The sequence below is a fragment of the Clostridium sp. AM25-23AC genome (assembly GCF_003435125.1).
Classification (GTDB): domain Bacteria; phylum Bacillota; class Clostridia; order Lachnospirales; family Lachnospiraceae; genus Pilosibacter; species Pilosibacter fragilis.
The window spans coordinates 31,978-44,618 of the sequence record NZ_QWGI01000026.1 but is presented as its reverse complement, the minus strand read 5'-3'; the positions used below and the strand labels follow the sequence as shown (position 1 = coordinate 44,618).

Here is a 12,641-nt window from a genome sequence, read left to right as displayed (position 1 = left end):
TGGTGTTGTTCGCTCGTTCTTCCGAAGAAAAAGTCACAGCGTACCCGCCGCCCAGCTCCCCGGACTATGCCCGGGGCCGCCGCTGTTTATCTGCGAAAAGAAGAATATCTTCTTTCATAAACCGAGACATTTTTTCATCATTTCCAAGTGGGGAAAATGAAAAAATCAAAAAGTTTTTTTCATGCGCTCCAGGCCACGCTTGATCGACTGGCGGACAGACTCCTCGTGTACGCCCTCGGCCTCGGCAATTTCCTTGATGCTCTTTCCGAGAATGATGTGGGCATCAATCCTGCGGCCCTGGATCTCCGGTAAAGAGTTGAGTGCGTTCCACAGACGGATGAACAGCTCCATGCGCTCCAGAAGCTCCTGGGGCGTTGGCTCATGCAGGCAGGCGGAATATTCGATCCCGTCATCGCAGTCCAGAGAATACTGCGCCTTATGCCGGGAGAGCCGCCGCTGGTAGGCCATTTCGTGCCGGGCATCGGACACAAATACTTCGGCTACCTCGTCAGAAACCTCGATAAACTGATCCTGTGTGTACCAATAATAAAAATTCTTCAGATTGATTGTAGTCATAAATAAACCTCCGTTTCGGTGTTGGGTGGATGAGTGCCCGAAACGGGGCTCGGCGGGGAGCGGCACCCCGGGGAGCCGCCCCGCACCTCGGGACAATTTGTCTCGAAGTACAAAAAAGCGCCCGGGCGGCATGAAGCCACACGGACGCGTGAAGTTACATATTCATTTATGTACTGTCTAATTTCACATTCATAACCAGACTGTCCCGGAAGGGGAGCTGCGCTTTTTTTAGCTGGTGTAGATCATGGGTACTGTGAAAAAAGGCAAAAATGGACACGGCGATACCTCCAAGATACCGCCGTGTCCTTAAAAAAGGGCGACTTTAATACGCCCTCCGTATTCTCATTTTTCAAAAGAAAACGGCGGTCTGAAATTTGTTATTTCAAAACCGCCGTAAGGCTACTTGTATTTTGTTTAGGCGCACAGATAGCCAGCCGCCAAAACAACGGTTTTTTTATTATCCCGTTGGGCGGTTGTTTCTATTTAGATTGCTTTGAGTTCTCGGTTAAAATAAGTAACACCCGAAATTATAATAAGCGCAATACCCGATCCAATCATAATCCACTGCAAAGGAAGAATATCCGCCAATGGGCCAAATATAGCCATACCAATCGGCAAAAAGCCGGAGTACATTGTTCCGAGTAATCCAAAGACACGCCCTTGCATAGAGGTGTTTGTTTTCTCTTGCAGCATAGTGGTAATTGCCGTTTGCACCATCGTCAATGCAACTCCGTAAAATACCATCAAGCCAAGGTAGAGAATAAAATTCTGTGAGAGGCCCATTCCGATTGCAAAGGAACCAAACGCCAAAAGTCCGACTGATAGAGTTTTCCCCCGGCTCTTAAATCCTCCCCAGGTGCTCATAACAACTCCGCCTGCCATCATGCCTGCAAACCCGACTACTTCTACTGCGGTAAGATACCAGTAAGTATCACCGAATACCCGCCGAACAAGAAGTCCTGCAAGATAGCCTGCTGGAACACAAAAGAAAGTGAATAGTCCGTAGATGATTAAAAGATTTCCAATTAGTTTGTCTGCAAAAGCGTATTTGACGCCAATTTTCATGTCAGAAAAGACGCTGGCCTTCTCAATGGAAGTATTTTGTTTCGGAAGTGCTAAGCAGGACAATAGGCCCGTTCCCAAGATCGCCGTTACAATGTCTATCATAAGCGTAGTTCTCAATGTGCTGATTGCAAAAACTGCACCTGCCGCCGCCGGAGCCGCGAAATTGACAATAGACTGCATGGTTGCATTGATGCCGTTGTACCGCATAAGCTGATCCTCCGGGACAAGCTGTGGAATAACAGCGTTGACCGCTGGAGTTTGTATTCCTGCCCCTAAAGATCGAATGACCGACATAACAAGCAGACCGCCAAGCAGAGCGGGCTCTGATGAAATATGCGGAATCGCCAAAACCATTATGAACGTGGCAAAAGCAATCAGCATATCTGCGCCTATAATCAATCTTTTTCTATGGTACCGGTCTGCCCATACGCCGCCTACAAACGAAATGAGAAATTGCGGCAGATAGGAACAGACTGTAAATGCGGCAACCCACGCCCCACTGGATGTTTGCATGGTCGCATACCAGACAAGCGCCATCTGAACAAGCGTAGAGCCAAAGAGTGTGATACATTGACTGGTCAAGAAAAGAAGTATTCTTTTCTGCCAGCCGGTGCGCTGTGTGTCATCCATTTTACATATCCTCCTGTTTTTTAGGAGGGAGCACAAAGCGTTGCGTTGGATAGCCAAACTCTGTCAGCAATTCTTTTTCGGCAAAACCAAGTTGCAATAGCATATCTCGATGCCCTGTATCGGCCTTGTCCTGTTCTCGAAAGGTTGTTGTGCTGATTTCCTGCCCTGGAAGATATGTTTCCAATAAGGCATCCAAGAATAACTTTTGAAGTCCGCGATTTCGATATTGCGGATGTACGCCAAGAAATTCTATACTGCTTGGAGAATAGGTAAATGCCATCGCTCCAATGAGAATATCTCCCTCCCTTAGCACAAGCGCACGCTTTTCGTCAATACTTTCTTCCAGCTTAGCTAAGTAGTCATCTTCATCCATTACAGGATACCCATCAATAACAAGCCGCATTAAGTTCATCCAATCGACAATATCTTTCTTTTCTGCTAACCGAATATCCTGTATTGTAAATTCCATAGCCGTCGTTCTTCGATGTAAAATGAACCGCAACTGCAAAGGATAAAAGCTCCGTTCTTCACGATACTCCGCAGGCGGCGATTTATACATGGCCTTAAAAGCTAATGAAAACGATTGCTGGCTCTCGTATCCGCAGATAAACGCAATTTCGATAATAGGCTTATCCGAAAAAACCAGGAGTTTTGCCGCCTCTGTAAGTTGTCGGCGTTGCACATAATCATGGATTGTCATTCCTACGGTGTCGGTAAATAGTCGGTGCAAATGATATTTTGAATAGTGAACAGCCTCCGCAACCGTTTCTAATTCCAGTTTACCGTCAAGATGATTTTCGATATAGTCAATGACTGCCGCTATACTGATGACTGATTGATTGCCCATTTGTGTTCCCTCCTTTCCATTGAACATAATAACAAAATGGATCAATAATGTTTTAATAATTCTTGCGTGTTTTGAAAGTAGTTCTGAATACAGATGCTATTATAACTCCGCCTCATAAGGACAACAAGAATGGCTCTGCCTTGGGACACTTTGTCTCAAAGTAAGGTGGGACTATTATTAGCTCCGAGTAAAAATTATCGTTCTAATTTTATTGTCTTGAATTTGGTTTGTGCTTTTCCGTACTGAATATTATTATCAATCTCGTTACTTTGATGAGTCAGGTGTGCCAAAATTTTATCAAGATACAGAACTAGTGTTTGCCGTACATTGAGAGATATGGTAGAATGTAAACAAGGAAAAGATATGTTTGCATCGCAGAAGAAATCAGCTATAATAGAAATACTGGACAATCAAAAAAATATATGAGGAATTTGGGGTATGGAAGGAAATTTAACAAAGGGACCTATCATGAAGACCCTGGTGAAGCTCGCTGTCCCGATCATGGCATCGGCATTTCTGGGGACGCTTTACAACATTACGGACATGGCGTGGATCGGTCTTCTGGGATCAAAGGCAGTAGCGGGAGTCGGCGTCGGGGGAATGTTTACCTGGCTTTCGCAGGGGCTGGCGTCCATGGCGAGAATGGGCGGACAGGTTCAGGTGGCACAGTGTATCGGGCGCGGGGACCGGGAAAAAGCCCACGGATTTGCCCAGGCTGCAGTGCAGCTTTCAGCGGCAATGGGAATCGCGTATGCGGTCCTCTGTCTCATATTTGTCAATCAGATGGTGGGATTTTTCAGACTTGAGGATGCGGAGGCCCAGGCGGCAGCACTGGCTTACACAAAGATCGCCTGCGGACTGATCGTATTTTCATTTTTGACATTGACACTCACTGGACTCTATACGGCACAGGGAGACTCAAAAACGCCGTTTATGGCAAATCTGATCGGACTCATGACAAACATGATCCTGGATCCGGTCCTGATCCTCGGACCGGGGCCATTTCCGAGACTGGGTGTAACCGGGGCGGCGATCGCTACGGTGACGGCCCAGGCGATCGTGATGAGTATCATGATCCTTGGGATCATTGCGCGGAAGAAGGAGAATGTGTTAAAAGGAACCCGGCTCTTTGCGAAGATCCCTGCTGAATTTTTAAGGGGGATCTGCAGGATCGGGATCCCGACCGCGCTTCAGGGAATGGCGTACTGCGGGATTTCCATGATCTTAACACGGATGGTGTCCGGGTACGGCGCAGAGGCGGTCGCCACGCAGAGAGTCGGCGGACAGATCGAGTCGATCTCCTGGAACACCGCGGATGGTTTTGCGGCGGCGTTAAACGCGTTTGTGGCGCAGAACTACGGGGCAGGTGAGAGAGAACGCGTGCGGAAAGGATATCAGGTATCCCTGTGGACGGTCGGAATCTGGGGAGTGCTGGTCTCCGCCGTATTTATCTGTTTCCCAAATGCGATCGCGGATATCTTCTTCCATGAGCCGAAGGCGGTTGCGACAGCTGTGGGCTATCTCGTGATCATTGGATTCAGCGAGGCATTTATGTGCGTGGAGCTGACGACGATCGGAGCGCTGTCGGGACTCGGAAGAACGAGACTCTGCAGTGTGATCAGTATTGTGCTCACGAGTGCCAGAATTCCGCTTGCCATCGTTCTTAGCGGTATCATGGGGCTTGATGGAATCTGGTGGGCGCTTACGTCCACGTCGATCGTAAAGGGAATTATATTTACGTGCACGTTTTTCTGGATCATGAGAGAAAAAAGCGTGTGAGCAGGCAGTGCGGCAGGATGATCTGGGGCATGATATAGAAAAGTTTCCTTTGCAGTGCCTGACCGGATGAGGAGACAGAAGTCCTGGAAAGTTCTGGTATGAGGAAAACAGTATGGAACGGTTGATATTTCATGTGGATGTGAACAGCGCCTTCCTCTCCTGGGAGGCGGCGAAGCGCGTAAAGGAGGGACTGCCGGATCTTCGGGAGATCCCGTCCTGTATCGGTGGGGATCCGAAGTTAAGGCGCAGCATCGTTGTGGCGAAATCGATCCCGGCGAAAAAATATGGGGTGACGACAGGGGAACCTGTGGCTTTGGCGTTGCGGAAATGTCCGGATCTTGTGTGCGTACCGGGTGATTTCGCACTGTATCAGAGGTGTTCCCGGGCGTTTAAGGAAATCTGCGCATCCTATGCGCCTGCGATGGAATCGTTTTCGATCGACGAGGTGTTTCTCGATATGACCGGTACCCATCTGATCTATCCGGATCCGGTGGCGGTGGCCCACGAGATCAAGGATAAGATCCGGGATGAGCTGGGCTTTACGGTGAATGTCGGGATCGGAACGAATAAGCTGTTGGCGAAGATGGCATCGGATTTTGAAAAACCGGATAAGGTACATACATTGTTTCCGTCTGAGATCCCGGAAAAGCTGTGGCCACTTCCGGTGCGGGATCTTTTGTTTCTTGGAAAGGCGTCGGAGCAGAGACTTTTACAGGAAGGGATCAGGAGCATCGGAGATATGGCGCGGAGCGGGGAAGCTGAGCTTAAGCGGATTCTGGGAGAAAAGGCCGGGCATCAGCTTTACCGGTATGCCAACGGCATCGACGATTCCCCGGTTCGGGCAGAGCGGGAGGAAGCGAAGGGCTACAGTGCGGAGACGACCGTGGAAGAGGATCTTGTGACGTATGAGCAGGCACTGGCGCTTCTGCTTGCCCAGTGTGATGTGGTGGCTGCAAGGATGCGCAGGGACGGGAAAAAGTGCAGCTGTGTGGCGGTGACCTATCGGACACTGGATTTTAAGACAAGATCACATCAGAGAGCGTTTGAGGATCCCACGGATGTGACGGAGGAGATCTTTGCGCAGGTGAAAAAGCTGTTATATGAATGTTGGAAGTGTGAGCCTTTGCGGCTGATCGGAATGGCGTTGACGGATCTTACAACGGATGACTTCAGACAGATCTCCCTGTTTGAGAATCCCAAGGAGCGGGAAAAACAGAAGAAAGCAGATGAGGCGTTCGACGATATCCGCAGGCGTTTTGGGAATGGAATGATCGTCCGGGGCAGTACGATGAGTACGGCCGGGAAGGTTGCGAGAAAGGCGAAAGCGCAGATGGATCAGGATGTGCGGATAAAGAAGGAAAAAGAAAAATAGAAAATTCTTTACTTGCAAATTTTCAAAGATGCGCTATAATAAGTCTTACAAAAAACAGGGGAGCTCGTTGGCGGGCTGAGAGGAAGTGCTCAAACTTCGACCCTTTAACCTGATGCGGATAATGCCGCCGTAGGAAGTCATGATATGAATTTTTACAGGGGACGTGCCGCGAGGGGTGTCCCCTGTTTTGCTGTCATCTGACTTAAAAAGTCAGGAGCATTGTGTTTCCGGAACAGGTGGCAGAAAATACCAGTTACTGTTCACGCTTTGCGCAAACAGTAACAAAAACCATACTTTGAGAAAGGAGGAAACGGGATCCGCCAGCAGGCGGCGGGCCGAGGGGGAGCGCCCTGGGCCATGTATGAGATCAGCGATGGGAAGCCGTGTTCCGGCGTGAGAGGATGCCAGTAAGCATCGACCGCCTTCCATACAGTGATCCGGAGAGGGGAACTGTATATTTTTATGTGGAGTACATGGTACTTCGCCTGTGGAAGCGCTGTTGTCGTACAGACGTTTCCTAAAAATGCGGTCGCACAGGGAAGCTTTGCGGCTGCGGAAAATTTTCAAAGGAGGAATGTGTGACGGTCCGAAGGAAGGAGCGGTCACGCAGAATAAAACATGAAACAGACAAATACGAAAAAATTAGCGGTGGCAGCCGTTTTCTGTGCTGTCGCAGTGGCAGGAAGTTTATTTTCATTTCCGGTATTCGGGAGCAAGTGTTCTCCGGTACAGCATATGGTGAATATTCTCTGTGCGGTTCTCTTGGGGCCGGGATACGGACTGGGTGCGGCATTCGCGGCGGCGCTGATCCGGAATCTTCTGGGACTTGGAAGCCTGATGGCATTTCCTGGCAGTATGTTCGGCGCGCTGATCTGCGGACTTGTGTATAAGAAGACGCAGAATATTCCGGCGACACTGATCGGTGAGGTATTTGGAACATCGGTTCTTGGCGGACTCACGGCCTATCCGGTAGCGATCTTCCTTATGGGAAAGAGTGCGGCAGGTCTGGCATTTTACGCATATGTGATCCCGTTCCTTGTTTCAACTGCCGGAGGCGCGGTGATCAGCGGCGTGCTGATCTACAGCTTAAAGAAAGCCAATATCCTTGCAGGTATGCAGGAAGCAATGGGACAGTAGAGGAGAGAAGCATGTTAAAACAGATGTTTGATCAGGTGCGGGAGAAGAGCCCGCTGATCCATAATATTACGAACTATGTGACGGTCAATGACTGTGCGAACATGGTTCTGGCCTGCGGGGCTTCCCCGATCATGGCGGACGATAAAGAGGAGGTCGCGGAGATCCAGACGATCTGCGCAGGCCTCAATATCAATATCGGTACGCTGAACAGCCGTACCATCGAGTCCATGAAGATCGCGGGAATGCGGGCCAATGAGCTGGGACACCCGGCAGTGCTGGATCCGGTGGGCGTCGGGGCATCGACACTCCGGACATCGACAGCTAACGAACTCTTAAAAACGGTAAAATTCACCGTGATCCGCGGGAATATTTCCGAGATCAAGACGCTTGCGGTGGGAACAGGGACCACAAAGGGTGTGGATGCGGATATCGCAGACCGTGTAACCGAAGAGAACCTTGACGAGGCGGTGGCATTCGTGAAGAAATTTGCGGAGAGGACAGGGTCAGTGATCGCGGTCACAGGCGCTATTGATATCGTGGCGGACGCAAAAAAAGCGTACTGCATCTACAATGGCCATCCGATGATGTCCTCCATCACGGGAACCGGCTGCCAGCTTTCTGCTCTTACAGCAGCATTTGTGACTGCAAATCAGGAGCATCCGCTTGAGGCGGCAGCAGCGGCAGTCTGCGCTATGGGACTCGCAGGGGAGATCGCCCATAAACGGCTGACACCGCAGGATGGGAACGCAACGTACCGGAATTATATTATTGACGCGATCTATCATATGGATGGGGATGAGCTGGAGCGCGGGGCGAAGTTTGAAGTAAAATAGGACTTGAAATTATGCCGATGCCCACATATACTGTGTATAGTATTTCAGACAGAAGGAAATGAACAGCATGGTCATTGATGAAGAACTTTACAGGCAGTATCTGCGCGGCGATGAAGCAGGACTTGAGGCTTTAATGAGAAAATACGGTAACCCGCTGACCCTATACATCAATGGCTATCTGCATGATGTCCACGAAGCGGAGGACCTGATGATCGAAGTCTTTTCCTATCTGTTCACAAAAAAGCCACGCATCCGGGACGGTGGTCTTAAGGCTTACCTGTATAAAGCAGCGCGGCACATGGCTCTGCGCCATAAAAGCAGACATCGGCTTTTCTTCAGCCTCGATGACCTGACGGAAGAACCGGATGGAAAGACGTTGGTGGAAGAGGTCATTCGGACTAAGGAACGGGATCAGATCCTGCATATCTGTATGGATGAGCTGAAGGCGGATTATCGGGAAGCTCTTTATCTGACCTATTTTGAGGGTATGAGCTACCGGCAGGCCGCTGAGGTCATGGGAAAAAGTGAGAAGCAGATCACCAATATGGTATACCGGGGAAAAGCGCGTCTGCGTGGATTACTGGAGCGGGAGGGAATTACCAATGCGAAGTAATGAGGAACGGATCGTGGAAGTAAAACGTCGTATTGCGGAAAAAGAATACAAAAAAAGACTGCGGAGAGAATGGGCTGCAGCAGTTTGCTGCGTGGCCGCATGTCTTGCGGTGATCGTAGGTGTTTCCCTTTCCATGCCTGATACTGTCAGCCGGATTGAGATGGGAACTTCCTCTGGCTTTGAAACAGCGGCGACGATGTTAGGCGGCAGCACCGCACTTGGATATATCGTGGTCGGACTGCTCGCTTTTGTTCTCGGCGTGTGCGTGACGGTGCTATGTTTCCGCATCCGTAGACTGAACGAAGAAGAACAGACAGGGGAGCAAAAGGGGGAAAATACAGATGGAAGTCATCAGTAACCTCTTGCAAGCCGCGGTTACCCTGTTAGGCTTTTTTCTGGGCGGTATCCGGTATCTGAAAAGCCGGAAACAGGAGTATTTCCTGCTGACCTGCTTTTATGGCTGTTTCTTCCTTGGATCCTTCTACTGGACGCTGTATCTGCTCTTATTTTCCAAAACGCCGCAGGTCTTTTATGTGTCAGAGTTCGGCTGGGTTGCAAGTGTCATTTTCCTTTCCATGCTGCAATACACGCTTTCTTCGGAAGAAGAAAGGAGATTTCCGTGCAGGAAGGCCTTAAGTGCTGTCCTGATCGGTGTTCCGCTGTGCATGTTTTACTGCACATTTGGAGACATCCTCTCCAATCTGCTCTGGTGCGGTATGATGATCATTGTTTCCTGTTTTTCTATCCGGGGACTTGCCTATGCCAGAAGGCAGAGGGGAACTGCAAATAATATGAAATATTTTCATACCTGGGTCCTTTGCTATGCGACATTAGAATATGCCCTCTGGACTTCTGGCTGCTTCTGGCCGGGAGATTCCATTTTCAGCCCATACTGCTGGTTTGATCTTCTGCTGGCTGGCTGCCTGCTCGCTTTGCTGCCGGCAATGGGAAAGGCGGTGCAGGAATGACGTATATTGAAAATGTTTTTATCTGTATGGCATCGCCGTTACTGATCGCCGCCCTGTGCATGGGAAAACGGCAGACAAAATTCTTTCTGTTCTGCCTTGCAGGAATGGGGGCGTGTCTTCTTTCCGCTTATATCAATACCTTTTTCGCTGCACTTTATGGTGCGGATACCTTTGCCGCCACTGCGGAGATCGCCCCGGTGGTGGAGGAAGTCATGAAGCTTCTGCCTCTGCTCTTTTATCTTCTGATATTTGAGCCAAAGACGGAACAGATCAAAATCTCTGCTGTGATCACAGCTCTTTCCTTTGCCACCTTTGAAAATATCTGCTACCTGATTCAAAATGGAGCCGGACATTTTTCCTTTATTTTTTTCCGGGGGATCGGAACAGGAGCGATGCACGTGATCTGCGGAGCTATTGTAGGCGGAGGCCTCGCGTATGTGTGGCAGCGGACCTGGCTGAAGATTGCCGGAACCTGCGGTCTGTTGGGAGCAGCCATCACGTTTCACGCGCTCTATAATCTGCTGATCGCTTACGGCGGAGCAGTGCAGTATGCTGCCTATGTTCTGCCTGTAGTGATTTTGGCAGCGGGAAAGCTGATTGCCCGCCGTCTGACACTGTAATATAATTTTATTTTGTGATTTTTGGGAGCTGTTTTTAAGCAGCTCTCATTTTTTTTTGAAAAATCTGCTTTTGGGGTGAGAGTTTTTCTGGATTTTTGTACCTATATAAGTGAAAGGCCTTTAAGCTGAGTGTTCAGAAAGGAGGTTTTGCGTGCATGTACGATACACAAAAGCGTGTTGCACTGGCAAAGGAGTGGATAGCGAAATCTCGCCGCCGACAGGCGCGGCGAAGCATTCGCAGTCTGTCGGCACTGTGCGCTCTGCTGTTTTTGTCTCTTCTGGGAACGGTAGGGACGGTGCAGAGCCAGCCGATGGATGCCGTGGGAATGTACGGGGCGATCCTGCTGCATGAGGGTGTTGGCGGATATGTGCTGGAAGCGGTCATTTCCTTTACCGCGGCAGTTGTGCTCACTGCTTTCTATATCAAGTTCAGAAAAAGGAAACAGATACCATAGGAATGGGGGAAAATCAATGAGAAAGCCAGAAAAACAAAAGAAACAAAGAGAACGGATCTATGCGGCACTGCTCTGCATCTGTACGATGCTTTCTTTAGTTTCTGTGCCTGTATTGGCGGCAGAAATGAGAAAAGGAGCGGGCAGCCATAAACATACCCCGGAGTGTTATACGTGGATGGAAAAATGTGTCCATGAACATACGCTGGAATGTTATCCGCAGAAGGAGATAACGGAATCTGCCTCCACCTCATCTGATGCGGTGGAGCCCACCGAATGCGGCCATGTATGCAGTGAGGAAAGCGGCTGCATCACAAAAGAATTAAATTGTCAATATGACAGCGAAAGCACTCCAATCACAGCGAAAGCGCTTATGAAAAATAAAGCGATCGCCACCCGGTCCAATGCGCGGAAAGTCTCTTCTATCGATCGCGCACAGGATATGATCGATGCTTTGCCGGACGTAACGGATATCAATAACGATAACATCGAGGAGGTAAGGCTTCAGTTTAAGGCTGTTGAGGACGCAATGATACAGCTTTCCGTTGAGGACGAGGTCGTACTTGATATCGCTCGCTATCTGAAGGTTGCCGCGGTGCTGTATGGACCGTTTCCTGACATCCAGAATCCTATCCTCGGCACAGATATTAAATGGACGATCAGCAGAGACAATAAGACCATTACGATATCCGGTAAAGGGGAAATGCCTGATTTCGACAATACTAGTTCCGGTAAAAGGTGTCCCTGGGAGGACAAAAAGTCTAAGATTGACAAGGTGATCATAGAGGAAGGAGTGACAACGATTGGAAAAAATGCATTTAGTGGATGCATAAGACTCAGTGAGGTGCAAATTCCAAAAACAGTCAAAACAATAGGGACTGCCGCTTTTCAGGACTGTAACACCCTCAGGCAGATTGATATTCCAAATAGTGTTAAAAATGTGATGCCCTTCGCGTTTCATAAATGCCCGCAACTTGGGCAAGTTCACACCCATTGGAAAGATCCGGATGAAGCAGAGTTGTCATTGGCATTTTATCTGCCCGGTGAATCATGGCCGGAGAATCTGAAGATATACGTTCCTGACGCGTATAAAGAAATATTTGCAGCTGAATGGAAAAATTGGAAAGTAAAGGGCGAAACTTACACAGTCTCTTTTGATGGAGGCGTAGCACCGGGGTATATGGAGTCAGTGGAAGGCATATCGGGGGATTACGTTCTTCCAGAGTCTGGTTTTACATATCAATCAGCGATCCTTGATTACTGGGCGCTGGATAATCCTGATGGAGAGAAAGCGGGATGCCCGGGAGAGACCTTTCCTGTTACGGAGAATGTGGTGTTTTATGCCAGCTGGAGACTTGTGATCGTGATACCGGAGCCCGAAAATCCGGATGTGTGTATTCACGCATGGGGCGAATGGCAGAGCAATGCCGATCAACATTGGAAGAAATGCATCCACTGTGAGGCAAGTGACATCAGGGAAGATCACTCCGGCGGAACAGCCACCTGCAAAGATCAGGCGGTGTGTTCTGTCTGCGGCGCGGCTTATGGGGAACTGAATCCAGATCATCACACGGGCGGCACCGAGGTGCGCGGCAGAGTTGAGGCCACCGCCAGCGCAGATGGCTATACGGGGGACACCTATTGTAAGGGCTGTGGTATCAGAATTGCGGCAGGACGGGCTATTCCGAAGGATCCGACGACACCGACGAACCCGACGACACCGACGACACCGACGAACCCGAAGACACC

13 protein-coding genes and 1 riboswitch are annotated in these 12,641 nt (G+C 49.5%); of the genes, 10 read left to right on the top strand and 3 right to left on the bottom strand.

Features of this window, described 5'->3' with window-relative positions:
- Positions 1-165: 165 nt before the first annotated feature.
- From DW677_RS14190 to DW677_RS14180, 3 genes are all read right to left on the bottom strand, one after another.
- A complete protein-coding gene (locus DW677_RS14190) occupies positions 166-576 on the bottom strand; it encodes a sigma-70 family RNA polymerase sigma factor (RefSeq protein ID WP_117567648.1) in 411 nt (136 codons plus the stop codon).
- Between the two features lie 483 nt (positions 577-1,059).
- Positions 1,060-2,271 carry an MFS transporter gene (locus DW677_RS14185; protein ID WP_117567647.1) on the bottom strand — a complete coding sequence of 404 codons (1,212 nt, stop codon included), beginning with the start codon at positions 2,269-2,271 and terminating at the stop codon, positions 1,060-1,062.
- 1 nt (position 2,272) lies between these two features.
- Positions 2,273-3,118, bottom strand: a complete 846-nt coding sequence (locus tag DW677_RS14180) for a GNAT family N-acetyltransferase (RefSeq protein ID WP_117567646.1) — start codon at positions 3,116-3,118, stop codon at positions 2,273-2,275.
- 438 nt (positions 3,119-3,556) lie between these two features.
- On the opposite strand from DW677_RS14180, the gene DW677_RS14175 reads away from it, so the two are divergent.
- The 10 genes from DW677_RS14175 to DW677_RS18540 form a co-directional block, all read left to right on the top strand.
- The gene (locus DW677_RS14175) at positions 3,557-4,897 is read left to right on the top strand and encodes an MATE family efflux transporter (RefSeq protein ID WP_117567645.1); all 1,341 of its coding nucleotides are present in this window, start codon (positions 3,557-3,559) and stop codon (positions 4,895-4,897) included.
- A gap of 112 nt (positions 4,898-5,009) precedes the next feature.
- The gene (locus DW677_RS14170) at positions 5,010-6,269 is read left to right on the top strand and encodes a DNA polymerase IV (protein ID WP_117567644.1); all 1,260 of its coding nucleotides are present in this window, start codon (positions 5,010-5,012) and stop codon (positions 6,267-6,269) included.
- Between the two features lie 46 nt (positions 6,270-6,315).
- Positions 6,316-6,422: riboswitch (TPP riboswitch) on the top strand.
- A gap of 465 nt (positions 6,423-6,887) precedes the next feature.
- Positions 6,888-7,406, top strand: coding sequence for an energy coupling factor transporter S component ThiW (thiW, locus tag DW677_RS14165; protein ID WP_117505129.1), 519 nt, complete (start codon positions 6,888-6,890; stop codon positions 7,404-7,406).
- An 11-nt stretch (positions 7,407-7,417) separates the two neighbouring features.
- Positions 7,418-8,239 (top strand): hydroxyethylthiazole kinase, encoded by an 822-nt coding sequence (thiM, locus tag DW677_RS14160; RefSeq protein ID WP_117505115.1) that lies wholly within the window; start codon positions 7,418-7,420, stop codon positions 8,237-8,239.
- A gap of 67 nt (positions 8,240-8,306) precedes the next feature.
- On the top strand, positions 8,307-8,852 hold the full coding sequence (locus DW677_RS14155) for a sigma-70 family RNA polymerase sigma factor (RefSeq protein WP_021905704.1): 546 nt from the start codon (positions 8,307-8,309) through the stop codon (positions 8,850-8,852).
- Entirely contained in the window at positions 8,842-9,210 is a 369-nt protein-coding gene (locus DW677_RS14150; protein WP_117505111.1) for a DUF4179 domain-containing protein, read from the top strand. The genes DW677_RS14155 and DW677_RS14150 overlap by 11 nt, the downstream gene beginning before the upstream one ends.
- Complete coding sequence (locus DW677_RS14145) at positions 9,194-9,820, top strand: histidine kinase (RefSeq protein ID WP_117567643.1); 627 nt, start codon at positions 9,194-9,196, stop codon at positions 9,818-9,820. The genes DW677_RS14150 and DW677_RS14145 overlap by 17 nt, the downstream gene beginning before the upstream one ends.
- Positions 9,817-10,440: a PrsW family glutamic-type intramembrane protease gene (locus DW677_RS14140; protein ID WP_117567642.1), complete on the top strand. Its 624-nt coding sequence runs from the start codon at positions 9,817-9,819 to the stop codon at positions 10,438-10,440. Before DW677_RS14145 ends, DW677_RS14140 begins: the two co-directional genes overlap by 4 nt.
- 155 nt (positions 10,441-10,595) lie before the next feature.
- On the top strand, positions 10,596-10,895 hold the full coding sequence (locus DW677_RS14135; RefSeq protein ID WP_117567641.1) for a hypothetical protein: 300 nt from the start codon (positions 10,596-10,598) through the stop codon (positions 10,893-10,895).
- 16 nt (positions 10,896-10,911) lie between these two features.
- The coding region (locus tag DW677_RS18540) for a leucine-rich repeat domain-containing protein (protein ID WP_207658986.1) at positions 10,912-12,641 on the top strand (1,730 nt) is incomplete at its 3' end.